Origin of the sequence: Streptococcus oralis, from assembly GCF_026782285.1 — a bacterium.
In the GTDB taxonomy this organism is placed as follows: domain Bacteria; phylum Bacillota; class Bacilli; order Lactobacillales; family Streptococcaceae; genus Streptococcus; species Streptococcus oralis_CG.
The window spans coordinates 65,523-88,847 of sequence record NZ_JAKUWG010000005.1 but is presented as its reverse complement, the minus strand read 5'-3'; the positions used below and the strand labels follow the sequence as shown (position 1 = coordinate 88,847).

18 protein-coding genes, 4 tRNA genes and 2 pseudogenes are annotated in these 23,325 nt (G+C 40.0%); 18 read left to right on the top strand and 6 right to left on the bottom strand.

Translation table 11 applies throughout. The features are described 5' to 3' along the window. The 4 genes from MK403_RS05080 to MK403_RS05065 all read left to right on the top strand — a co-directional run bounded on the left by MK403_RS05080 (nt 1) and on the right by MK403_RS05065 (nt 427). Nucleotides 1-71, top strand: a tRNA-Gly gene (locus tag MK403_RS05080). A gap of 34 nt (nt 72-105) precedes the next feature. Further along, nucleotides 106-179, top strand: a tRNA-Ile gene (locus tag MK403_RS05075). A gap of 6 nt (nt 180-185) precedes the next feature. After that, a tRNA-Ser gene (locus MK403_RS05070) sits at nt 186-273 on the top strand. 66 nt (nt 274-339) lie between these two features. Continuing rightward, a tRNA-Ser gene (locus MK403_RS05065) sits at nt 340-427 on the top strand. Nucleotides 428-474: 47 nt separating this feature from the next. Here the strand turns inward: MK403_RS05065 and MK403_RS05060 are convergent. Then, nucleotides 475-1,598 (bottom strand): annotated as a pseudogene (locus MK403_RS05060) (ISL3 family transposase). A gap of 173 nt (nt 1,599-1,771) precedes the next feature. Between MK403_RS05060 and MK403_RS05055 the strand changes: the two are divergent. Next, nucleotides 1,772-2,476 carry a hypothetical protein gene (locus MK403_RS05055; RefSeq protein WP_268709156.1) on the top strand — a complete coding sequence of 235 codons (705 nt, stop codon included), beginning with the start codon at nt 1,772-1,774 and terminating at the stop codon, nt 2,474-2,476. A gap of 104 nt (nt 2,477-2,580) precedes the next feature. Here MK403_RS05055 and birA read toward each other — a convergent pair whose 3' ends face one another. Further along, nucleotides 2,581-3,519: a bifunctional biotin--[acetyl-CoA-carboxylase] ligase/biotin operon repressor BirA gene (gene birA / locus MK403_RS05050; protein ID WP_268709155.1), complete on the bottom strand. Its 939-nt coding sequence runs from the start codon at nt 3,517-3,519 to the stop codon at nt 2,581-2,583. Next, nucleotides 3,516-4,376, bottom strand: a complete 861-nt coding sequence (locus tag MK403_RS05045) for an AraC family transcriptional regulator (RefSeq protein ID WP_038804460.1) — start codon at nt 4,374-4,376, stop codon at nt 3,516-3,518. The genes birA and MK403_RS05045 overlap by 4 nt, the downstream gene beginning before the upstream one ends. A gap of 107 nt (nt 4,377-4,483) precedes the next feature. On the opposite strand from MK403_RS05045, the gene MK403_RS05040 reads away from it, so the two are divergent. From MK403_RS05040 to MK403_RS04995, 10 genes and pseudogenes are all read left to right on the top strand, one after another. Further along, nucleotides 4,484-6,646, top strand: coding sequence for an alpha-galactosidase (locus MK403_RS05040; protein WP_268709154.1), 2,163 nt, complete (start codon nt 4,484-4,486; stop codon nt 6,644-6,646). Nucleotides 6,647-6,658: 12 nt separating this feature from the next. Continuing rightward, the gene (locus tag MK403_RS05035) at nt 6,659-7,909 is read left to right on the top strand and encodes an extracellular solute-binding protein (protein WP_268709153.1); all 1,251 of its coding nucleotides are present in this window, start codon (nt 6,659-6,661) and stop codon (nt 7,907-7,909) included. Between the two features lie 18 nt (nt 7,910-7,927). Continuing rightward, nucleotides 7,928-8,800, top strand: a complete 873-nt coding sequence (locus MK403_RS05030; protein WP_268709152.1) for a carbohydrate ABC transporter permease — start codon at nt 7,928-7,930, stop codon at nt 8,798-8,800. Between the two features lie 16 nt (nt 8,801-8,816). Then, nucleotides 8,817-9,650, top strand: coding sequence for a carbohydrate ABC transporter permease (locus MK403_RS05025; RefSeq protein ID WP_268709151.1), 834 nt, complete (start codon nt 8,817-8,819; stop codon nt 9,648-9,650). Nucleotides 9,651-9,855: 205 nt separating this feature from the next. Continuing rightward, the gene (gene gtfA / locus MK403_RS05020; RefSeq protein WP_268709150.1) at nt 9,856-11,298 is read left to right on the top strand and encodes a sucrose phosphorylase; all 1,443 of its coding nucleotides are present in this window, start codon (nt 9,856-9,858) and stop codon (nt 11,296-11,298) included. Between the two features lie 132 nt (nt 11,299-11,430). Then, on the top strand, nt 11,431-12,624 hold the full coding sequence (locus MK403_RS05015) for an O-antigen ligase family protein (protein WP_173259785.1): 1,194 nt from the start codon (nt 11,431-11,433) through the stop codon (nt 12,622-12,624). 144 nt (nt 12,625-12,768) lie between these two features. Beyond that, nucleotides 12,769-13,212, top strand: a complete 444-nt coding sequence (locus tag MK403_RS05010; RefSeq protein WP_268709149.1) for a MarR family winged helix-turn-helix transcriptional regulator — start codon at nt 12,769-12,771, stop codon at nt 13,210-13,212. A 3-nt stretch (nt 13,213-13,215) separates the two neighbouring features. After that, a pseudogene (locus MK403_RS05005) lies at nt 13,216-13,980 on the top strand (nuclear transport factor 2 family protein). A gap of 14 nt (nt 13,981-13,994) precedes the next feature. Continuing rightward, complete coding sequence (locus MK403_RS05000; protein ID WP_268709148.1) at nt 13,995-14,723, top strand: ATP-binding cassette domain-containing protein; 729 nt, start codon at nt 13,995-13,997, stop codon at nt 14,721-14,723. Continuing rightward, a complete protein-coding gene (locus MK403_RS04995) occupies nt 14,716-16,236 on the top strand; it encodes an ABC transporter permease/substrate-binding protein (protein WP_268709147.1) in 1,521 nt (506 codons plus the stop codon). The genes MK403_RS05000 and MK403_RS04995 overlap by 8 nt, the downstream gene beginning before the upstream one ends. A gap of 90 nt (nt 16,237-16,326) precedes the next feature. Here the strand turns inward: MK403_RS04995 and MK403_RS04990 are convergent, their stop codons facing one another. Both MK403_RS04990 and MK403_RS04985 read right to left on the bottom strand, forming a co-directional pair. Next, nucleotides 16,327-16,659, bottom strand: a complete 333-nt coding sequence (locus tag MK403_RS04990) for a glucuronide permease (RefSeq protein WP_268709146.1) — start codon at nt 16,657-16,659, stop codon at nt 16,327-16,329. Nucleotides 16,660-16,685: 26 nt separating this feature from the next. Beyond that, nucleotides 16,686-17,240 carry a TetR/AcrR family transcriptional regulator gene (locus MK403_RS04985; protein WP_223327284.1) on the bottom strand — a complete coding sequence of 185 codons (555 nt, stop codon included), beginning with the start codon at nt 17,238-17,240 and terminating at the stop codon, nt 16,686-16,688. 130 nt (nt 17,241-17,370) lie between these two features. Here MK403_RS04985 and MK403_RS04980 point away from each other — a divergent pair, with 130 nt between their 5' ends. The 3 genes from MK403_RS04980 to MK403_RS04970 all read left to right on the top strand — a co-directional run bounded on the left by MK403_RS04980 (nt 17,371) and on the right by MK403_RS04970 (nt 22,179). Beyond that, nucleotides 17,371-18,270 (top strand): cation diffusion facilitator family transporter, encoded by a 900-nt coding sequence (locus MK403_RS04980; protein ID WP_268709145.1) that lies wholly within the window; start codon nt 17,371-17,373, stop codon nt 18,268-18,270. Between the two features lie 109 nt (nt 18,271-18,379). Then, nucleotides 18,380-20,905, top strand: coding sequence for an ABC transporter ATP-binding protein/permease (locus MK403_RS04975; protein ID WP_268709144.1), 2,526 nt, complete (start codon nt 18,380-18,382; stop codon nt 20,903-20,905). A gap of 236 nt (nt 20,906-21,141) precedes the next feature. Further along, nucleotides 21,142-22,179 carry a zinc-binding dehydrogenase gene (locus MK403_RS04970; protein ID WP_268709143.1) on the top strand — a complete coding sequence of 346 codons (1,038 nt, stop codon included), beginning with the start codon at nt 21,142-21,144 and terminating at the stop codon, nt 22,177-22,179. Between the two features lie 67 nt (nt 22,180-22,246). Here the strand turns inward: MK403_RS04970 and galR are convergent, their stop codons facing one another. After that, complete coding sequence (galR, locus tag MK403_RS04965) at nt 22,247-23,248, bottom strand: DNA-binding transcriptional regulator GalR (protein ID WP_268709142.1); 1,002 nt, start codon at nt 23,246-23,248, stop codon at nt 22,247-22,249. Nucleotides 23,249-23,325: the final 77 nt, after the last annotated feature.

The following is a 23,325-nucleotide window of genomic DNA, read 5'->3' as shown; positions in this document are numbered from 1 at the left end:
GCGGGTGTAGTTTAGTGGTAAAACTACAGCCTTCCAAGCTGTTGTCGCGAGTTCGATTCTCGTCACCCGCTTTGAACTTTGTTCAAATTACCAAGTTTTTAACTTGGGCGCGTAGCTCAGGTGGTTAGAGCGCACGCCTGATAAGCGTGAGGTCGGTGGTTCGAGTCCACTCGTGCCCATTAATAGGAGAATTACTCAAGAGGCTGAAGAGGACGGTTTGCTAAATCGTTAGGTCGGGTAACTGGCGCGGGGGTTCGAATCCCCCATTCTCCGTATACAGAGAGCTATAAAGCGAGTGTAGGAGTTTAAATCAACTTATACCTATTAATTAAATATTTTGGAGAATTACTCAAGAGGCTGAAGAGGACGGTTTGCTAAATCGTTAGGTCGGGTAACTGGCGCGGGGGTTCGAATCCCTCATTCTCCGTGATACAATTTGAGAATCTTTATCAACTCTAGTGGGTTGAAGAAAAGCTAAGATCGAGAAAGGACGAATTTCGTCCTTTCTTTTTTGATGTTGAGAGCGATGAAAATCCTTTTTTTGAAGTTTTCAAAGTTCCGAAAACCAAAGGCATTTCGTTTGATGAGTTTAATGAGATTATTAGTCGCTTCCAATTTTGCGTTGGAATAAGGTAACTGAAGGGAGTTGACAATCTTCTCTTTATCCTTGAGGAAGGTTTTAAAGACAGTCTGAAAAAGAGGATGAACCAGCTTGAGATTATTTTCAATGAGTTCGAAAAAATTCTCTGCCTCCTTGTTCTGAAAGTTAAAAAGCAAGAGCTGATAGAGATTATAGTGTTTTTTCAGGTCTGGCGATAAAAGCGTTTATGACTTAGTTTCCGACTCTCCTGTTGGATGAGTTTCCAGTAGCGTTTGATTGCCTTATATTCGTGCGATCTCCTATCAAACTGATTCATGATTTGGATGCGAAGGCAGCTCATAGCACGGCCGAGATTTTGTACAATGTGAAAGCAATCGAGGATGATTTTAGCAGAAGGAAAGAGTTTCTTAGCGATGTCGTAGTAGGAGCTAAACATGTCCATTTTAATGACTTTCATTCCATTTCGGACCTGTCTAGAATAACGAAGGAAATGATTGCGAATCGTTGCTTGAGTCCGTCTGTCTAAGATAGCTAGGATCTTATTTGAATCAAAATCTTGTGCAATGAAGCTCATCTTACCTTTCTTGAAGCTGTATTTATCCCAAGACATGTGAGTTGGAAGATAAATCTGTCTTGAATTTGAGCTCTTTCAGTTTACGAATGACGGTGGAAGTGGGAGATAGCCAAGCTTTCAGCGACGACCGTCATAGGGACTTTCTCGATTAATTTTTGAGCGATTTGGTGGTTTTTCTTGACTAAGGGAGTCTTTGCGACAGCCATTTTTCCACGGACTTTACAGCGAAAACACCGTTTTCTCAATCGAATCAGCCTTTTGTATCTCGCACATTCTAGATAAGGGATTTTAGATTTTTTTGAAAATCATATTTCTTCAGTGATTTCCTTTTGGGGGATCCATATTGATAATATCTACACTCTTGATGTTAGGGTCTTTAATATCAAGTAGTTTTGTGATAAAATGCACACTTAATTTGACAATTCAAGCCAACAAATAGGCTCTATAATCTCCATAGTGGTTTTGCTCATTATAGAATTATAGAGCTCTATTATCTAATGCTGTTTCAGTAACTTTCATACTAGAAAAAATCATAAATAGACTAGATTTAGTGGTATACTAAGGTTAGGGACTTTAAGTGGCTGGGGATAATCGAGATGAAAAATGGAGTAAAATTTCATAGTATTTTTTATAGATTTATACTATTTATCTTTCTAGTATTTCTAACTGTGATTTCAATGATCTTAGATGCAAAAAAAGCGCAAATTCGCTTTTTTAACCTATCTTTGACTATCGGGCAAGAGGAGTTGAAGATTGTTACAGTTGCGGTTTTGCTCCTTACTTTTCTTTTATCTTTCATGTTCAAATGGAAGTGTTTAATCCATAAAACTGGGATTTATCTAAGAAAAATTGATTTATTTATAGCTTGGGATGAGATTAGAGGTCTTAGCCATGTCTGGATCAATGAATATCATCGTGGACCTCATGGTTTCCCGTTCTATAATCGTAAGACGCTGGTTATTTATAGAGAAAATTATCAGCCGATTTGCCTTTATAATATTTCAATATTGGCCTTATATGTGGCTAAATGTTATCATCCAAAATTGAAAACCAATATAGTCTCAGCAACGTTGGCAAGTCTCTTCAATATGGCTTTAAATGCATGGTTCTTGTACGAGATGTTTAGTAAAAATTTGGTGAATATAAAAGCTGAAGTCGTTATGTTTTGGCTGCTTTTGTATGCTGTTAAAGTTTTTGCACTTCCATTGGTCATGCTTGGACACGAAAATCACTGCTATGGGGTTTCTTTGGTACATAGCACGGCATATAAAAAGAATGCTTCGAAAGCTATTAACCTGTAAATTGTTGACAGGAAGCCAGCTATTTATATATCTGTTGCTTTCTACATTCAAAAAGCACTATATGCTTGCTAGATGAGGTTCTAGACATCATATAGTGCTGTTTGTTAAGTCCAGCTAGTGAGTGAGATTTCGCCACTATTGAGCCAGATTTCTGTCTGGTCATCAAGCTGGATAAGGAGTTGTCCTTTGTCGGAGATGTCCTTGGCGACTCCTTTTTTTTCAGTCTGATCTTGGATAAAACTGACCTCTCTTCCTAGAACAAGAGAGTGTTCTTTATAAAGATAGAGTAGTTCTTCGGGTGCTGTTTGGTAGAAACAGCGCCAAATTTCTGAGATTAGTTCGTTTCGTGTGATAGGAGCTGGTGGTGTAAAGAGACTTCCAGCTTTTTCTTTTATCTCTTTTGGAAAATCGCTGATGGCAAAGTTGATTCCAACGCCGATAATGACGTCTGTTACTAGGCCTGTTTCCACGGACGTCATGGCTTCGGTTAGGATACCTGCTATTTTTTTATTTTTAAAGTAGATATCATTTACCCATTTGATACCCACGTCAATCAAGGTGAGGTTTTTAATGGCTTTGTAAATGGCACCTGCTGTAAGTAATGTGTAGGCAGGAAGCTGGTCATAGGTGAGATTTGGCTGAATATGTAATGACATATAAATACCTCCCTGAGATGGAGAATAGTAGGGGCGTTGAAAGCGACCACGACCTGCTGTTTGACATGTGGAAAGATAGAGACTATTTCCCAGGCTTCCACCTTCAATACCCTCTTTTGCATCTGTTTGGGTTGATTTAGTTTCAGGTTTGTAGCGAATGGTTAAGTTGGTTTTCTCTTGAATCAAATCAGGTAGGATCAAATCGCCTTGAATAAGTTTGTAACCTTTATTTTTAATACTGTCAATCACGAGCCCTTCTTGTTGGAGGCGTTGAATTGCCTTCCATATGGATGTACGACTTAACGACAGTTCTTCTGCAATTTTTTCTCCGCTAACATAGTCGTTTTCTCTAGCTAATATTTGGTAGACTAGTTGGTGTGATTTCATTGATTTTCCTTTCTAGCTAAGAGGGAGTGAGAGAGTTCTTTTCGAGTTTGACTCGGTGTTTTTTGAAAAAACTGCTTGTAGGCTTTTGAGAAATGGAGTGGATCTGAGAAACCCACGGAGTATGCAATGACTTTAATAGATTCTTCAGTATGTTCCAGAAGTTGTTGTGCACGATGCATCCGAACGTAGAGTAGATACTCTTTTGGAGAGAGTTGGTGAAATTCTTTAAACACACTAGTTAAGTAACTTCTATGAACCGATAGCTCTTTAGCTAAATCTTGAATGGTGAGCGATTGTGGATAGTGACTATCTATCAATCGTTTGCAGTCAAGATAGAGTTGGTGGGTTGATGAAATATTCTTTTTTTTCTGATTAGGAGCAATCGTTCCTAAATGAAACATCAATTCATGAAGTTGCCCCATGATATGGAGTTGTGCTAGTTCGTTTGATTTTGTTACCTGAGCAAAACGGACAATATTTTCAATGAGTTTTGCAGTTGTCTGTGTATGACAGTTTTTTGACTGGATGAGGTAGGATTGATCAGAAATTTGAGACAGAGCAAAATAGTCAGGTGCCCTCCCTCCAGTAATCCCTAACCAGTAGTAAGCCCAAGGATTCTGGCTATCTGCTTGATAGAAGGTTAATTCATCTGGTTTTAGTAAAAAGAAATCTCCTGCCTTTAAATCAACAATTTTACCCTTATAATGGAATTGACCTTTTCCTTTAGTAATGTAATGTAGTACATAGGTATCTCGAATAGCTGGGCCAAAAGAGTAGTTAGGCGTACATTCTTCATAACCGTAAAAGCTAAGAGAAAGATCAATTGTTCCAGTCTGGTATTCTGAAAAAACGAGCATGGGCCACCTCCTACCTAACATTTTACCATACTTTGTAGACATTTTTCTATTTTAGAAAGCGCTTTTATTTGCTAAAATTTTATCAGGAAATCGATGAGGTGAAATATATGGGAGTTCGAATAGAGAATAATCTATTTTACGTTGAGAGTAAAGGTCTAAGTTTGATTATTGAAAATAGGGATGGGTTCTTATTATTAAAACATTTAGGAAAGACTATTAAGAACTATAGAGGTTCCAATAGTGTTTATGAACGCGATCATGCTTTTTCTGGTAATCCAATAGCTACTAATCGAACCTTTAGTTTGGATACGCAACGTCAGATTTTTGGACAACATGGTTTGGGTGATTTTAGGAAACCAACTTTACAGGTTCAGCACGATGCAACTGAAGTAACAGACTTTCGATTTGTAGAAGCAAAGATTTTAAAAGGTCAGAATGGTCCACAGGGCTTACCTTCTCCTCATAGCATGGATGATACAGAGACTCTTGTCTTGATTTTAAAAGATCCTCAAGCTAAACTTAGTCTGACGCTTTATTATACTGCTTTTGATAATGATGCGACAATTGCTAGCTACAGTAAATTGGAAAATAATAGTAATCAGGAAGTTGTCATCCACAAGAACTTTTCTTTTATGGCTGATTTTCCTGCTGCGGCTTACGAAATTGTAACTCTGCAGGGTGCTTATGCTCGTGAAAAGACTGTTCGACGTCAACAGGTAGAACAAGGAATCTTTTCAATTAGTTCGAACCGTGGTGCTTCTGGTCATGCTCAAACACCAGCTCTTCTATTATGTGATCAAGGAGTCACAGAGGATGCTGGAAATGTGTTTGCCCTGCAACTAATGTATAGTGGAAACTTCGAAGCTTTTGTCCAAAAGAATCAGTTGAATGAAGTTCGGGTAGCTATTGGGATTAATCCAGAAAATTTTTCTTGGAAGTTAAATCCTGAGGAAAACTTTGAAACACCGGTAGCTTTAGTGACCTTTTCAGATCAGGGATTAACTGGTATTAGCCATGAAAGTCAAAATTTTGTACTTAAGCACATTATGCCAAGTCAGTTTTCTAAAAAAGAGCGTCCAATTCTAATCAATAACTGGGAAGCAACTTACTTTGACTTTCAAAGAGAAAAACTGTTAGAGTTGGCAGATGAGGCTAAGAAAGTTGGTATTGAACTTTTTGTATTAGATGATGGTTGGTTTGGTAATCGCTTTGATGATAATCGTGCTTTAGGTGATTGGGTTGTTAATGAGAAAAAACTAGGTGGAAGTCTAGAAAGTCTGATTTCAGCTATCCATGAAAGAGGTTTGCAGTTTGGTCTTTGGTTAGAACCGGAGATGATTTCTGTTGATAGCGATTTGTATCGTAAACATCCTGACTGGGCCATTCAGGTTCAAGGATATGAGCATACTTACTCTCGGAATCAATTAGTACTTAATCTTGCCAATCCCCAGGTAGTAGAATATCTGAAAAATGTTTTAGATGAACTCCTCTCTCATCATAAGATTGACTACATCAAATGGGATATGAACCGCAATATCACTAAGCTAGGGAATGGTTCGAACTATCTAGAGACACAGATGCAATCTCATCAGTACATGTTAGGACTTTATGAACTCGTTTCTTACCTGACAGAGAAGCACAGCCATATTCTCTTTGAGTCCTGCTCTGGTGGTGGTGGTCGAAATGATCTTGGTATGATGCGTTACTTCCCACAGGTCTGGGCTAGTGATAATACTGATGCCATTGCACGTTTACCAATTCAATACGGCTCATCCTATCTCTATCCAACTATTTCCATGGGAGCTCATGTGTCAGCAGTACCGAATCATCAGATGGGACGAATGACGCCATTAGAAACTCGTGGTCATGTGGCAATGATGGGAAATTTGGGTTATGAGCTTGATTTGACAAGTTTATCAGATGAAGAGAAGGCTGAGATTGCTAATCAGGTGAACTTGTATAAAGAATTAAGACCAGTATTCCAGTTAGGACGTCAGTATAGGTTAATTAATCCAGATGCTACATCCAATGAAGTAGCTGTACAATTTAACTATGAAAATCAGACGATTGTAACCTACGTCCGAGTCCTATCAGTTGTGGAAACAATGGAAACAACCTTGAAACTAAAAGACTTAGAGGAGGAAGGACTTTATGAGTTGGAAGGGACAAACATTGTTTACTCGGGTGCAGAACTCATGTATGCGGGCATTACAATGGAGCTTCTGCAGGGAGATTATCTCAGTAGTCAGTTACATTTCATTAGAAGATAAGGAGATAAAATCATGAGATGGTATAAAAAGATGAGCTTAATTGCTACTACGGGACTCTGCCTTTTGGGACTGTCAGCTTGTAGTAGTCAAGAGGAGTCAACTGATGGAAAGGTAACGATTGAGTTTTTTAACCAGAAGACCGAGATGGCAGATACCTTGCAAAGAATAGTGGATGATTTTGAGAAGGAATATCCTAATATTGATGTGAAGTTGACAACAGTGCCCGCAGCAGGTATTGTCCTAAAAACGCGTGTTTTATCAGGGGACGTGCCAGATATTGTCAATATCTACCCTCAAAATATGGATTTCCAAGAGTGGGCTAAGGCAGGTTATTTTGCAGATATGACAGGGAAATCCTATCTTGAGAACGTTAAGAATGACTATGCTAAAAAGTATGCGATTAATGACAAAGTTTATAGTGTGCCTTTAACGGCCAACCTTTATGGAATCTATTACAATAAAACAAAATTTAAAGAATTAGGACTTGAGGAACCGAAGACTTTTAAAGAATTTCAAGAGATTGTTAAAAAGATAAAAGATAGTGGAAATTCTCCATTTGCAGTTGCAGGCAATGAAGGCTGGACATTAAATGGTTACCACCAACTTTCTCTCATTACTATTACAGGTAGTGGAGATGCGGCTAATAACTACCTTCGCTTTTCAAAACCAAACGCTATCTCTGTAGATGATGCTATTTTAAAAGCAGATGCAGAACGACTAGATTTGTTGGCGGATAATGCTCAAGATGGTTGGCGTGGTGCCTCTTATAATGATGCGGTGGTAGCATTTTCGAGTGAAAAAGCCTTGATGATGCCACAAGGATCATGGGCATTAGCGGCAATTAATCAACAGGATCCAAAATTTGAGGTGGGGATGTTTGCCTTCCCAGGAGAAGAAGTAGGAAAAGAAGTCACTGTTGGTGCAGGAGACATGGCATTATCAACTTCAGCTACTACCAAACATCCGAAAGAAACCGAAGAATTTATCAACTATATGACTAGTCCAAAAGCTATGCAGTCATACTATGATGTAGATGGGTCACCAGTTGCGGTGAAGGGTATACAGGAAAAAGAAGATTCAGCGCTTGCAGAGATTTCTAAACTGGCATTTACGGATAAACATTATGTTTGGTTGGGCCAACACTGGAACTCTGAAGAAGACTTTTTTAATCTAAGTGCAGGTTATTTGATAGATAAAAATCTGAAAAATATGGCAAACAATCTCAATGCTTTCTTTAATCCAATGAAGGCAGATTTGGACTAGAATAGGAGTTAAGATGATATGGCTATTCGAAAATTTTTAAATAAATACTGGGGTTGGACTTTTTTGATCATCCCGCTTGCATTACAAGCTATCTTCTTTTACTTTCCGATGGTGCAAGGTGCTTTCTATAGTTTGACTAACTGGACTGGATTGACCTATAATTATAAATTTGTTGGTTTAAATAACTACAAATTGCTGATGATTGATGGGAAATTCTTCACAGCCATAGCCTTTACTTTGATTTTAACTCTGGCATTGATTATTGGAGAGATTACGATTGGGATGGTTGTGGCACGAGCCTTAAATTCTAAGATGAAGGGACAGACCTTCTTTAGAGCTTGGTTCTTTTTCCCGGCTGTTTTATCTGGTTTGACAGTTTCCTTGATTTTTAAACAATTCTTTAATTATGGTCTTCCAACGATTGGAAAAATTTTAGGGATCAGTTTTTTACAAGAAAGTCTATTAGGAACACCAATCGGAGCAGTAGTGGCAACTATTTTTGTTCTTTTATGGCAAGGAGTAGCAATGCCAATTATTCTCTTTCTTGCAGGTCTTCAGAGTATTCCAAGTGATATTTTAGAGGCTGCATCAATTGATGGTGCAACAAGTAAACAAACTTTTTGGAAGATTGAATTACCCTATTTGCTACCAACGATTTCTATGGTTTTTATTCTGGCTCTAAAGTCCGGTTTGACAGCCTTTGACCAGATATTTGCGTTGACGAGTGGTGGCCCAAATAATGCTACAACTTCTCTTGGACTTTTGGTCTACAATTATGCCTTCAAGAGTAATCAATATGGATATGCGAATGCAATTGCCTTGATTTTATTCTTAATTATTGGAATTATTTCTCTTATCCAAATCAAACTATCAAAGAAATTTGAAATCTAATAGAGGAGTCCTACACATGAAAAAAGAAGAAAAATTGAATCAGTTTTGGAAGTATGTCCTCTTGATAGTAGGTGGTATCCTTATACTTGTTCCTTTATTGGTAACAGTATTTAGTTCTTTCAAAACAACTAAGGATATCATGAATCATTTCTTTAGTTTGCCCAATCCTTTTACTTTAAGTAATTATGAACGCTTGATTTCGGATGGAATTGGAGGCTATTTCTGGAATTCAGCTGTTATTACGGTGTTATCATTGATTGTAGTAGCTTTATTTATACCAGCTGCAGCTTACTCCATTGCTCGAAATATGTCCAAGAAAAAAGCTTTTGCAATTATGTATTCACTCTTGATTTTAGGGATATTTGTTCCATTTCAGGTGATCATGATTCCTATTACCGTTATGATGAGTAAACTTGGTCTAGCAAATATGTGGGGGTTGGTAATACTCTATCTAACTTATGCGATTCCACAGACTCTCTTCTTGTATGTTGGTTATATTAAAATCAGTGTACCAGATAGTTTGGATGAAGCTGCGGAAATTGATGGGGCTGATCGATTTACAACTTATCGCCGAATCATTTTTCCAATGCTGAAGCCCATGCATGCTACAACCTTGATTATCAATGCATTATGGTTCTGGAATGACTTTATGTTGCCACTGTTGATTCTGAATAAGGATTCCAAGATGTGGACTTTACCTCTCTTCCAATACAACTACCAAGGTCAGTATTTCAATGACTATGGTCCAAGCTTTGCATCCTATATTGTGGGAATTGTAACGATAACCATTGTCTACCTTATCTTCCAAAAACATATCATTTCAGGAATGAGTAACGGGGCAGTGAAGTAGGAAAGTGCTTAGGGAATTTATAATTCCATACATAGAGGAACAGTTCAGCTTGTTGACAATTCTATGTAGAAAACAGAAAGTCGTATTTAGTTGCTTGCAGTCTATATTAGTCCGAGTTCGAAGTGAACAAAAATCTAAAAATATCTTTCATTTACGAAGCCAGGTCATATAAGACTTGGCTTTCATCAGAAAAAGGAGACCATCTATGACCATTCAAAATAAAACTATGTTGATTACTTACTCAGATAGTCTTGGGAATAACCTTAAAGACTTGTATGAGAATTTGGAAGAACATTTTGGCGATGCTATTGGGGGAGTTCACCTTCTGCCATTTTTCCCGTCAACAGGTGATCGTGGATTTGCGCCAGTTGACTACGATGAAGTGGATCCAGCGTTTGGTGATTGGGAGGATGTTAAGCGTTTAGGTGAGAAATATTATCTTATGTTCGACTTTATGATTAACCATATTTCTCGTCAATCTAAATATTATAAGGACTATCAAGAAAAACATGAAGCTAGTGAATTCAAAGATCTCTTTCTAAACTGGGATAAGTTTTGGCCAGAAAATTGTCCGACACAAGCTGATGTAGATTTAATTTACAAGCGCAAGGATCGTGCGCCAAAGCAGGAGATCGTTTTTGCAGATGGTTCAGTAGAACATTTGTGGAATACCTTTGGTGAGGAGCAGATTGATCTTGATGTGACCAAGGAAGTAACAATGGAATTCATCCGTAAGACCATTCAGCACCTGGCAAGTAATGGGTGTGATTTGATTCGTCTAGATGCCTTTGCTTATGCAGTGAAGAAATTGGATACCAATGATTTCTTTGTGGAACCAGATATTTGGAATTTATTGGACAAAGTCCGAGATATCGCTGCTGAGTATGGGACAGAGCTCTTACCTGAGATTCATGAACACTATTCGATTCAGTTTAAAATAGCGGACCATGATTACTATGTTTATGATTTTGCCCTTCCAATGGTGACTCTTTATACTCTTTACAGTTCCAGAACAGAGCGTTTGGCTAAGTGGTTAAAGATGAGCCCGATGAAGCAATTTACGACACTAGATACTCATGATGGGATTGGAGTGGTGGATGTCAAGGATATCCTGACAGATGAAGAAATTGACTATGCTTCAAATGAGCTCTATAAGGTTGGAGCGAATGTCAAACGTAAGTACTCTAGTGCAGAGTATAACAATCTAGATATCTACCAAATCAATTCAACCTATTATTCTGCGCTTGGAGATGATGATGTCAAGTACTTCCTCGCTCGTTTGATTCAAGCTTTTGCTCCAGGCATTCCTCAGGTTTACTATGTGGGTCTATTAGCAGGTAAGAATGACTTGAAATTATTAGAAGAAACCAAAGAAGGTCGAAATATTAATCGTCATTACTATAGCAATGAGGAAATAGCAGAAGAAGTTCAACGTCCTGTGGTGAAGGCCCTTCTCAATCTATTTTCTTTCCGTAATAAATCAGAGGCCTTTGACCTAGAAGGGACTATTGAGATAGAAACACCAACAGCTCACAGCATTGTAATCAAACGTCAAAATAAAGACAAGTCTGTAACAGCAGTAGCAGAAATTGATCTGCAAAGTCAGACCTATCAGGTAGTGGAAAACGGCAGAAAAATTCAGTTCTAGTGCTATATTAATGAAAGAGTTTTTTTGTGGCGAAAACGTGTTCATTGTTCCCAAATGACGGAAAAAATGGTAAAATTAAAAGATAGTTTAGCATTTATCTTCTGGAGAAATCCAGAACAGAAAGGATCCGTTTTGAAATCAATTGGATTACTGGATAAGATAAGAGGGCTTTCGAAAAAAGATTTCTTTTTGTATCTGATGATCATGAGTATCTTTTTACCTTTTTATTTGTTCTTAGCACTCTTTGCTTTATATTTGATAGGTTTACTTGTTACTGGGGAGATGAAGGGAATTATCAAGGGATTGGCCAAACATCCTGTACTTCTCTTTTTTATTGCCTACAGTAGTATCATCTCTATCGTCGCCAAGAACTGGCTTGGCTTGGTTGCATCTTTACTGATGTTTCTCTTCCTCATTTTCTTTAGTTTTTACCAGAAACGTCTGACACATGCTTTCTTTCGACTGATACTGCAGACAATTTTGTTTGGTAGTGTGCTCTCTGCTGTTTTTGCTACTTTGGAGCATTTCCAGATTGTAAAGAAATTTAACTATGCCTTTCTTTCGCCCAATATGCAAGTATGGCACCAGAACCGTGCAGAGGTGACATTCTTTAATCCGAACTACTATGGGATTATCTGTTGCTTCTGTATCATGATTGCCTTTTATCTCTTTACAACGACGAAGCTAAGATGGTTGAAAATCTTTTGTGTGCTAGCAGGTTTTGTGAATCTATTTGGTTTGAATTTCACGCAGAATAGAACAGCCTTTCCTGCCATCATCGCGGGTGCAATCATTTATCTCTTTACAACCATTAAAAACTGGCGCGCCTTCTGGCTCAGTATTGGAGTTTTTGGGATTGGCCTTTGTTTCCTCTTCTCAAGCGATTTGGGTGTCCGTATGGGAACACTAGATTCTTCAATGGAAGAGCGTGTTTCAATCTGGAATGCGGGTATGACTTTGTTCAAGCAAAATCCGATCTGGGGTGAGGGTCCACTGACCTATATGAATTCCTATCCGAGAATTCATGCACCCTACCACGAACACGCGCATAGTCTTTACATCGATACTATTTTAAGTTATGGTTTGATTGGAACCATTCTCCTATCCATTTCTTCAGTTATCCCGGTTCACATGATGATGGATATGAGTCAGGAGTCTGGGAAACGACCAATTATCGGTCTTTATCTCTCCTTCCTTACAGTAGTCGCTGTACATGGAATTTTTGACTTGGCTCTCTTCTGGGTACAGTCAGGATTCATCTTCTTGCTGGTTATGTGCAGTCTACCACTGGAACATCGAACCTTGGTGTCCGAAATGACAGATTAAGTTACTCAATAACGAAGATCTTCTACTCTAGGTAGGAGGTCTTTTTTTGTTGGTGAAAATTATTTCCAAATCGAAACAGTTGACAGATGGAATAAAAGGTGTTACAATGTAGAAAATTCGATATAGAAATAAATTGGAGGTTTTATGAAAGATAGTCATTTAGTTGCCCATCATATTCGTTTGTTGAATGGGCGAATTTTTCAAAAGTTACTGAGTCAGGATCCTGAAGCTCTTTATCGGAGTGAACAGGGAAAGATTTTAGCGGTTTTATGGAATAGTGAGACAGGATGCGCTACGGCCACAGATATTGCGCTTGCGACAGGACTTGCTAACAATACGCTGACAACTATGCTGAAAAAGTTGGAAGAGCAGGATTTGGTGACCTTTAGTCAGTGTGGTTCAGACAAGCGAAAAAAATATGTCAAGTTGACAGAGCAGGGTTGGTCCCAGAAAGAAGTTGGCCATCGTGTTAGTCAAAAATTGGATGCAATTTTTTATAAAGGATTCACTGAGGAAGAAATTCGCCAGTTTGAAAGCTATCAGGAACGCATTTTGGACAATCTGAAAGAGAAAGCAAATGAGGCATAAATCATGTCAAAACAAGTTGAAAATGCACAAAATCTATATATTCATGCTATTCAAGATGGACGAGTTGCTGAGGCTCAGGCCCAGTCTGTAGGAGATACCTACATTCAACACTCGACAGGTGTGCCAGATGGGAAAGAAGGGTTTGCGACTTTCTTTGCAAATTTCTTTGAGCGCCATCCCGAGCGTGAGATGAAAATTGTTCGCACCATTGAAGACGGCAATCTGGTCTTTGTCCATGTTCACCAATATCTCAATGGCGGAGAAGCGCAATGGGTGACGACGGATACTTTCCGTGCGGATGAGAATGGTCGTATCGTGGAGCATTGGGATGTCATTGACTACTATCGTGCTCCGGAAAATGGACAATTAGATCAGATTTTTGGAGATTTTGAGATTAAGGATTTGGGCAAAACAGCAGCAAATAAAAAGTTGGTTCGCCGTTTCTTGACAGAAATTTTTCAAAATGGGGAACTGGAGCAGTGAAGTGATTATGTAGCAGACGATTTGATTCAGCATAATCATGAGATTGGACAAGGAAGTGCTGCTTATAAAGACTATGTGGCTGAACATGGGGTTACTTTCGACTTTGTTTTCCAGCTTTTGGGACAAGGAAACTATGTGGTCAGCTATGGGCAGACTCAGATTGATGGCGTTGCCTATGCCCAGTATGACATCTTCCGTTTGGAGAATGGCTTGATTGTTGAGCATTGGGACAATAAAGAAGTCATGCCTAAGGTAGAAGACTTGACTAATCGAGGAAAATTTTAAATAGAGGACAAAGAATGATTGAATATAAAAATGTAGCGCTACGCTATACAGAAAAAGATGTTTTGAGAGATGTCAATTTACGGATGGAGAATGGGGAATTTATGGTTTTAGTTGGACCTTCTGGGTCCGGTAAGACGACCATGATTAAGATCATTAATCGTCTCTTGGAACCAACTGATGGAAATATTTATATGGATGGCAAGCGCATCAAAGACTATGATGAGCGTGAACTTCGTCTTTCTACGGGTTATGTTTTACAGGCAATTGCTCTTTTTCCCAATCTAACGGTTGCGGAAAATATTGCTCTCATTCCTGAGATGAAGGGGTGGAGTAAGGAAGAAATAGCTCAGAAAACAGAAGAGCTTTTAGCTAAGGTTGGTTTACCAGTAGCTGAGTATGGGCACCGTTTACCTAATGAATTATCTGGTGGAGAACAGCAACGGGTCGGCATTGTCCGTGCCATGATTGGTCAGCCTAAGATTCTCCTCATGGATGAGCCCTTTTCAGCCTTGGATGCTATTTCGAGAAAACAGTTGCAGGTTCTGACGAAAGAATTGCATAAAGAGTTTGGGATGACAACGATTTTTGTGACCCACGATACGGATGAAGCTTTGAAATTGGCGGACCGTATTGCTGTCTTGCAGGATGGAGAGATTCGTCAGGTGGCGAACCCTGAGACGATTTTAAAAGCTCCTGCAACGGACTTTGTAGCAGACTTGTTTGGAGGTAGTGTTCATGACTAATTTGATATCAACTTTTCAGGATCGTTTTGGTGATTGGGTAACAGCTCTATCTCAACATTTGCAGTTGTCACTTTTGACCTTATTACTAGCTATTTTTATTGCTATTCCCTTGGCTGTTTATCTTCGCTATCATGAGAAGTTGGCGGACTGGGTCTTGCAGATTGCAGGAATTTTCCAGACTATCCCGTCTCTGGCCTTGTTGGGACTCTTTATCCCCTTGATGGGAATTGGAACCTTGCCTGCTTTGACAGCACTAGTGATTTATGCGATTTTCCCGATTTTACAGAATACTATCACTGGGCTAAAGGGAATTGATCCAAGTCTACAAGAGGCTGGGATTGCCTTTGGGATGACTAGATGGGAGCGTCTCAAGAAGTTTGAAATTCCACTTGCCATGCCTGTCATTATGTCTGGGATTCGGACGGCAGCGGTCTTGATCATCGGTACGGCGACCTTGGCAGCCTTGATTGGGGCTGGTGGACTGGGTTCCTTTATCCTTTTGGGAATTGACCGTAATAATACCAGTCTGATTTTGATTGGGGCCCTTTCTTCTGCAGTGCTGGCCATTGCCTTTAACTTCCTACTAAAAGTGATGGAAAAAGCAAAATTGCGGACGATTTTCTCTGGTTTTGCCTTGGTGACCATATTACTCGGTCTGTCTTACAGTCCAGCCCTTTTGGCTCAAAAAGAGAAAGAAAACTTGGTGATTGCTGGGAAATTGGGACCAGAACCCGAAATTTTGGCTAATATGTATAAATTGTTGATTGAAGAAAATACCAGTATGACTGCGACTGTTAAGCCGAATTTTGGGAAAACAAGCTTCCTCTATGAAGCTCTGAAAAAAGGGGATATTGATATCTATCCTGAATTTACTGGTACGGTGACTGAAAGTTTGCTTCAGCCATCACCCAAGGTAGGTCATGAGCCAGATCAGGTTTATCAAGTGGCGCGTGATGGCATTGCCAAACAGGATCATCTAGCCTATCTCAAACCTATGTCTTATCAAAATACCTACGCTGTAGCTGTTCCGAAAAAAATTGCTCAAGAATATGGCTTGAAGACCATTTCGGACTTGAAAAAAGTGGAAGGACAGCTGAAGGCAGGTTTTACTCTCGAATTTAATGATCGTGAGGATGGAAATAAGGGCTTGCAATCAATGTATGGTCTCAATCTCAATGTAGCGACCATGGAGCCAGCCCTTCGCTACCAGGCAATTCAGTCAGGCGATATTCAAATCACGGATGCCTATTCGACGGATGCAGAGTTGGCGCGTTATGATTTGCAGGTCTTAGAAGATGACAAGCAACTTTTCCCACCTTATCAAGGAGCGCCACTCATGAAAGAAGCTCTTCTCAAGAAACATCCAGAATTGGAATCTATTCTCAATAAATTGGCTGGTAAAATTACTGAAAGCCAGATGAGCCAGCTCAACTATCAAGTGGGTGTCGAAGGCAAGTCTGCAGAACAAGTAGCCAAGGAATTTCTACAAGAACAAGGATTGTTGAAGAAATAAATGGAGAGGAAAGCCAGTGGTAGCCACTAGCAATTTTCTTCAGCAGACAAAATCCCATCTCGAATTATAGACGAGATGGGATTTTTAATGTTAGAGTAAGATAAACAAGAGAGCAATCAAAGCCGCTAGTGTGCCCCTTATAATGTGGTGCGATATATTTTGACTTTCTTGCTGTCGCCCATTCCAGTAAGCACCGTAACAGATGATGCTAGAGCCCACTATCCATAAGACGACAGTTGCAAGCGGAACAAAGAAAAAGATAGCAAGAGCTAGTGAAGTAAGACAACTTCCCACCAAGATACACATGTTCCCTTGACAGTAATTTTTTTCTTTCATGGCTGCGAAAGCTGCCGCGAGATGAAGGAGGGAGAAAATAAGAGCCAATACAATCGTTAGAATTCCTAGGATAATAGAAGTTAACATGGTTGATTCCTTTCTTCGTGATAGGATTAAATTTCGAGTGATTTTGTAGAAGTCATCTCAATCACATCTAAGTAAAATCTCACCACTTGGTCTTCGGTATAAGATTTTCCTTTTTTAAGCCACCAGGTCAGTGTTTCGATAAAATTGGTTACTACAAAATGTTTGAGGTAGGAAGCCGGAATGTTTGGATAGGCCTCTTGCAAATCCTCCGCTACCATGGGGTAAACATGGTGTTCGAGTTCCTTGTGTAGTTGGCGGAGGAAGTAGTCGTTTTTGGAAAAAAGAAGACTGGTGACATGGTCTTGATTTTTTTGAAAATGTAAAAAGATATGAGCGAGGTAGTCTTCTGTAGTCAAGTGTTCTTCCCTTTCAAAGAGATGATGAAAGAGGTAGCGACAGAGTTCATCTAAAAGCAGTTCCTTACTCTCGTAGTGACAGTAAAAAGTGGAACGCCCAACATCTGCTAGGTCAATGATATCTTGGACAGTAGTAGCATCATAGCCCTTGTCGTTCAAAACTTGTAGAAAAGCTTGATAAATGGCTTTTTTCGTCTTGCTGACTCGACGGTCTCTTTTTGGCATATAGACACTTGAGACAAACTGTTCAGAACTGAATAAGGCTGACAGTTTGCTTCTATCCTTTCTTTGGATTTTATTAGATAATACAAATGAAAGAAGTATATATACCTATTATACCAAAGGAGGGAGAGAAATGAGTTCTAAAACATCTATCTGGCTAGCCTTTTTCTTGAATCTATCATTTTCTGTTGTCGAATTTATTTTTGGAGGCATCTTCAATTCAAGTGCGGTATTAGCGGATGCGGTTCATGATTTGGGCGATGCCCTTGCCATAGGCTTATCAGCTTGCTTGGAAACTATTTCCAATCGTCAGGAAGACAAACGTTATACACTTGGTTATAAACGCTTCAGTCTGCTAGGCGCCATGCTGACTGCTTTGATCCTTTTGACAGGATCTTTCATGGTGCTCTTGGAGAATATTCCTCGTCTCCTATCCCCTCAGCCTGTCAACTACCAAGGGATGCTGTGGTTGGGGATTCTTGCGATTCTTATCAATCTCTTGGCTAGTCTAATCGTTCGTAAGGGTCGGACAAAGAACGAAGTTATCCTGACCTTGCATTTTTTAGAAGATATTCTGGGTTGGCTAGCGGTCATTCTGGTTGCTGGTGTTTTGTATGTGACAGATTGGTACTTTCTTGATCCGCTCTTATCACTCTTGATTTCTAGTTTTATCCTCTGGAAAGCCATTCCTCGCTTTTGGTCAACACTTAAGATTTTCTTAGATGCTGTGCCTGAAGGGGTCGAGACTGCCGAGCTAGAGAAAGAGTTAGCAGCGCTAGCTAATGTTAAAAGTGTTAATCAACTCAGTATTTGGTCTATGGATGGTCTGGAAAATGACGCCATTGTTCATGTTTGCCTAGAAGAGATTGAACATATGGAGTATTGTAAAGAATCCATTCGTAATTTACTCAAAGATTATGGTTTTCAAAATGTTACCATTGAAGTTGATGCAAACCTAGCAAGTCACCAAACCCATAAGCGAAAAATTGAGGAGTTGGAAGTAGGTCAAAGTCATGGACATCATCATTCATAAGAAGTCGATTTTCCATTTGTTGATTATTTTTGATGAATTGTAAATGTAACATATTTACTCCATTATGAAATTGTGATAGACTACATATATCACTGAAAGGAGATAGGCGATGTTACAGCTACAACACATTTCAAAAGTCTATCATACGGGCGATAAAGAGTTCCACGCGCTAAAGGATATATCGATTCGCTTCCGTGAGAATGAGTTTGTCTCCATTCTCGGGCAATCGGGTTCTGGGAAAACCACCCTATTAAATATCATCGGGGGACTCGACCAATACACATCTGGTGATTTACTCATCCAAGGAAAATCAACAAAGCAATTTAAAGACCGCGATTGGGATAGCTACAGAAACCACACCATCGGTTTCGTCTTTCAGTCTTATAATCTCATTGGGCACCAAACTGCACTCTCTAACGTAGAAATTGCAATGACTCTTTCGGGTGTTTCAAAAGCAGAACGTAAGAAACGTGCTATCGAAGTGCTCGAACGCGTAGGCCTAAAAGACCATTTATATAAGAAACCAAGTCAAATGTCTGGGGGACAAATGCAACGAATCGCGATTGCGCGTGCTCTTGTTAATGATCCAAAAGTCGTTTTAGCCGACGAACCGACAGGAGCGCTCGATTCTGAGACTTCTGTTCAAATCATGGATTTATTAAAAGACATTGCCAAGGAACGTTTGGTTATCATGGTGACGCATAACCCAGAGCTGGCGCAGAAGTACTCCACACGTATCGTACAAGTATTAGATGGAAACATCTTGAGCGACTCAAACCCATGCGAACCAACAGAGGAGACAAAGCAAGTCGACATCCAGTTCACGAAGACGAAGATGAGCTTTATAACCGCCCTTGTACTTTCCTTTAATAACCTATTGACAAAGAAAGGTCGTACCTTACTAACAGCTTTTGCGGGTTCCATCGGGATTATCGGGATTGCTCTTATCTTAGCCCTTTCCAATGGTGTGAGTGACTACGTTAAAAAGGTGCAGGAAGATACCCTCGTCTCTCTTCCACTGACGATTAGCGAGCAGAACCAGAGCAACTTGTTGGCGACCTCTCCAGATTTGAGCGAGAAGCCTTACAAGGATAATCATGAGCTCGGTATCAATACGGTTTTAACGAATTTATTGAAAAAACAAATCGGAAAGAACGACCTAGCTTCCTTCAAGACTTACTTGGAGGAACACGCTTCGAAGGTCGAATCTCTCACAAAAGACATTCGTTACCGATACAATTTACAACCGTTTATCTATGCAAGTGATACTTCCAACGGACCCAAAAGTATTCTGCCTTCAACCTTAGCTGATGAAGTAGAAACAGCGAACCAAACGATGAAGGGATACTTACAAAACCTCAACTACTGGAGTGAACTTTCTAGTGATTCTTCAATGCTAGAAAGCAAGTACGACGTGTTGGAAGGACGCTTCCCACAAGATAAGTCCGAGATCGTCCTTATCGTAGATGAAAACAATCAAATTAGCGATTTGTTGCTCTATAGTTTGCGTATCAAAGATCCCAGTGAATTGAACGATACGAAGAAGCTTGACGAACTCTCTTCTCAAACGTATCAATATAGTGATTTTATCGGAAAAACTTTCAAAGCAGTTGTCAATACAAAGCGTTTTGTGAAAGAAAATAACTTATGGCTCAATAAGATTGATAATGCTTCTTATATGAAAACTCAAATCGAGAATGGGCTCCAACTTAAAATTGTGGGTGTCCTTCGCCAAAAAGACGGCACAAGTTCAGGCGTGAATACTCCTTCAGGAGGAATCGCCTACACAAGCGCCCTTATTGATTACACTTCCGAATACATTCAAAATAGTGATATCGTTAAGGAACAGGAAGCAAATCAAAATCTAAATGTATTTACGGGTAAAGACTTTGCCAAAGATCCTAAACCATTCAGTTCGGAGAATTTAACCGAAGAAGAAAAAATTCAGTTGGCTAAAATGACACCTGAAGAACAGGCGCAGTATGTCCAACAATATAACGACAATTCGGCTTCAACTTACGAGGAAAACCTCGCAAAAATGGGCGTCATCAACAAATCCAAACCAGCTGCCATTGAGCTCTACACCTCTTCGTTCCAACAAAAACAAGACTTAAAAGAGTTCATAAACACCTATAACACAGCGAAAAAAGAAGCTGGAGAAGACGATAAAGTACTCGCTTATTCAGATGATATCCAATCTATCATGTCTTCAATTACGACATTGGTTGGCGTAGTGACAACAGTACTCGTTGGCTTTGTGGCCATCTCACTCATTGTATCTTCTATAATGATTTCGATTATCACGTACATTTCAGTTCTCGAACGTACAAAAGAAATCGGAATCCTACGTGCAATGGGGGCTTCGAAGAAAGATATTCGTCGTATCTTCACTGCTGAAACAGCCATTGAAGGATTGATCTCTGGGGTGCTCGGTATCACGATTACCTTTCTTGCGACATTCCCAATCAATGCGATTGTTGCGAAAATGACAAATGTAGGAAATGTAGCGCAATTACCAATAGAAGTAGCTCTAATCCTTATCGGTATTTCGATTGTCCTTACCATGTTAGCCGGTCTAATCCCTTCACGCATCGCTGCTAAGAAAGACCCAGTCGAATCGCTTCGTAGCGAATAACATTAAACCCTAAAAAGGTGGATAAAGGAATATTTCTTTATTCACTTTTTCTATTGGCTGGAAACTATTAAAAACGTAATCGAAAAATCTCTCCTTATAAAACTTAAATCTCAAGAAGAAAAGACTATATTGGACTAAACTAGTGTCTTATCGCCGTTAATAATGATTGATACGAGCGAAAGCTTGACAAAAAGTGTATAATGAAAGTAAGAAACCAATAGAAAAGGAGTGGTTCTATGAAGAAAACAGTTTATACAAAAGCTGGTCAGGTTGGTCTTATTGAAGTGGAGCATCCGCAAATCATTGAGGCAGATGATGCCATTATTCGGATCGTTCGGACCTGTGTTTGTGGCTCTGATCTGTGGAGCTATCGCAATCCAGATATTGAAACGGGCCATCAGAATAGCGGGCACGAAGCGATTGGTATCGTTGAGGCAATTGGTGATGCAGTGACGACTGTTAAACCGGGAGATTTTGTTATTGCACCTTTCACCCATGGCTGTGGGGAGTGTGATGCCTGTAGCGCTGGCTATGATGGGACTTGTGACCGCCATATTGGCACCAATTGGTCTAATGGGGTACAAGCGGAGTACATTCGCTTCGAATATGCCAACTGGGCTCTTGTCAAAATTCCGGGTCAGCCCTCTGATTATACAGAAGGCATGCTCAAATCCCTCTTGACACTGGCTGATGTCATGCCGACTGGCTATCATGCAGCGCGTGTTGCTAATGTACAAAAAGGGGATAAGGTTGTGGTGATTGGTGATGGGGCTGTTGGTCAATGTGCTGTCATTGCTGCTAAGATGCGTGGTGCTTCCCAAATCGTTCTCATGAGCCGTCACGAAGACCGACAAAAGATGGCCTTGGAATCAGGTGCGACGGCTGTTGTGGCTGAACGTGGCGAAGAAGGAATTGCCAAGGTGCGAGAAATTCTTGGTGGAGGAGCAGATGCAGCTCTTGAGTGTGTCGGTACTGAGGCAGCGGTTGATCAGGCTCTTGGTGTCCTTCACAATGGTGGTCGTTTGGGCTTTGTTGGAGTTCCTCACTATAGCAATCGAGCTCTTGGTTCAACTTTTGCTCAAAATATTACGGTAGCAGGCGGAGCAGCCTCTGTAACGACTTACAACAAACAGTTCTTACTGAAGGCAGTCCTTGATGGCGATATCAACCCAGGCCGTGTCTTTACTTCCAGTTATAAATTAGAAGAGATTGACCAAGCCTATAAAGATATGGACGAACGTAAGACCATTAAGTCTATGATTGTGATGGATTAACAAAGAGAATCCTAATGGAGATTTGAGAATCTCTATTAGGATTTTTTGCGTTGGTATATTTGTTGAGTTATGGCAGAGTACTTTCTCTCAGAGTTAGTCTGGTTCCCAGCATAGTCAGGCTAGGAATTTTCCGACCATGGAGAACTTCCTTGTTAAGAATATCCATACCTGCTCGGCCCATTTCCTCGGTATAGACAGTGATGCTAGAAAGGGGAGGATAGACCTGCTTGGTCAGGCTAGTGTCGTTAAAAGAAATGAGGCTGACGCGGTCTGGTAGGCTGATTCCAGCTTCTTGGAGAGCACGGAGGGCACCGATGGCTAAACTATCACTGGCGGCGAAAAAGGCTGGTGGGAGTTGATCACCCAACTTGTGAATGGCCTCCTTCATCAAGTCATAGCCAGACTGGGCAGTAAAGCTCCCCTGAAAGACCAGTTCTTCATGGTAGATTCCATTTGCTTGGGTATAGTCTTTGAAATTTTCTAGCCGCTTATCCTGGATGATTTCTTCTTGGTCGGTTGTTTCCTCAAGACCTGTTAGAATGCCAATCCGATCCACCCCCTGACTGAGGAAATGGTCTACAACTTGTTTCACAGCAGTGTAAAAGTCAGTAATAATACAGGTATGACCTAGTGAGAGGGTGTCACTATCTATAAAGACTAAAGGTTTTTGGTATTCTTCAAAGGCAGAAATCTGAGCTCGGCTGAACTTTCCGATGCAGAGAATGCCAATCACTTCCTCGCTTAATGTAAAAGGATGGTCATTAAAATAGCGCAAGATATCATAGTCCAACTCTTGAGCTCTTTTTTCTATGCCTAGACGAATCTGATAGTAGTAGAGGTCGTCCAACTCCCCTTGTTCGCTGACCCATTGGATAATGGCAATCTTCTGCTTGGGTTTGTGGGATTCGCCTGTCTTGAGGTGTTTGGTGTAGCCCAGCTCTTCAGCGACGGTTAAAATGCGGTGTCGGGTTTCTTCTGTGACAGATAGGCTCTGGTCGCGATTGAGGACACGAGATACGGTCGCGATAGAGACAGAGGCTAGCTGTGCAATGTCTTTTAAGGTAGCCATAAATCCTCCTTCTTTTAGGTTAGTATATCATATTTTTCTGCTTTTTACTGATAGTTTAGTAAAAGTTTAGTAAAAAG

Excerpts from the sequence above, each read along its gene's own strand:
- MK403_RS05055 (WP_268709156.1), top strand. The coding sequence starts at position 1,772 with ATGAAAAATGGAGTAAAATTTCATAGTATTTTTTATAGATTTATACTA.
- birA (WP_268709155.1), bottom strand. The coding sequence starts at position 3,519 with ATGAAATCACACCAACTAGTCTACCAAATATTAGCTAGAGAAAACGAC.
- MK403_RS05045 (WP_038804460.1), bottom strand. The coding sequence starts at position 4,376 with ATGCTCGTTTTTTCAGAATACCAGACTGGAACAATTGATCTTTCTCTT.
- MK403_RS05040 (WP_268709154.1), top strand. The coding sequence starts at position 4,484 with ATGGGAGTTCGAATAGAGAATAATCTATTTTACGTTGAGAGTAAAGGT.
- MK403_RS05035 (WP_268709153.1), top strand. The coding sequence starts at position 6,659 with ATGAGATGGTATAAAAAGATGAGCTTAATTGCTACTACGGGACTCTGC.
- MK403_RS05030 (WP_268709152.1), top strand. The coding sequence starts at position 7,928 with ATGGCTATTCGAAAATTTTTAAATAAATACTGGGGTTGGACTTTTTTG.
- MK403_RS05025 (WP_268709151.1), top strand. The coding sequence starts at position 8,817 with ATGAAAAAAGAAGAAAAATTGAATCAGTTTTGGAAGTATGTCCTCTTG.
- gtfA (WP_268709150.1), top strand. The coding sequence starts at position 9,856 with ATGACCATTCAAAATAAAACTATGTTGATTACTTACTCAGATAGTCTT.
- MK403_RS05010 (WP_268709149.1), top strand. The coding sequence starts at position 12,769 with ATGAAAGATAGTCATTTAGTTGCCCATCATATTCGTTTGTTGAATGGG.
- MK403_RS05000 (WP_268709148.1), top strand. The coding sequence starts at position 13,995 with ATGATTGAATATAAAAATGTAGCGCTACGCTATACAGAAAAAGATGTT.
- MK403_RS04995 (WP_268709147.1), top strand. The coding sequence starts at position 14,716 with ATGACTAATTTGATATCAACTTTTCAGGATCGTTTTGGTGATTGGGTA.
- MK403_RS04990 (WP_268709146.1), bottom strand. The coding sequence starts at position 16,659 with ATGTTAACTTCTATTATCCTAGGAATTCTAACGATTGTATTGGCTCTT.
- MK403_RS04985 (WP_223327284.1), bottom strand. The coding sequence starts at position 17,240 with ATGCCAAAAAGAGACCGTCGAGTCAGCAAGACGAAAAAAGCCATTTAT.
- MK403_RS04980 (WP_268709145.1), top strand. The coding sequence starts at position 17,371 with ATGAGTTCTAAAACATCTATCTGGCTAGCCTTTTTCTTGAATCTATCA.
- MK403_RS04975 (WP_268709144.1), top strand. The coding sequence starts at position 18,380 with ATGTTACAGCTACAACACATTTCAAAAGTCTATCATACGGGCGATAAA.
- MK403_RS04970 (WP_268709143.1), top strand. The coding sequence starts at position 21,142 with ATGAAGAAAACAGTTTATACAAAAGCTGGTCAGGTTGGTCTTATTGAA.
- galR (WP_268709142.1), bottom strand. The coding sequence starts at position 23,248 with ATGGCTACCTTAAAAGACATTGCACAGCTAGCCTCTGTCTCTATCGCG.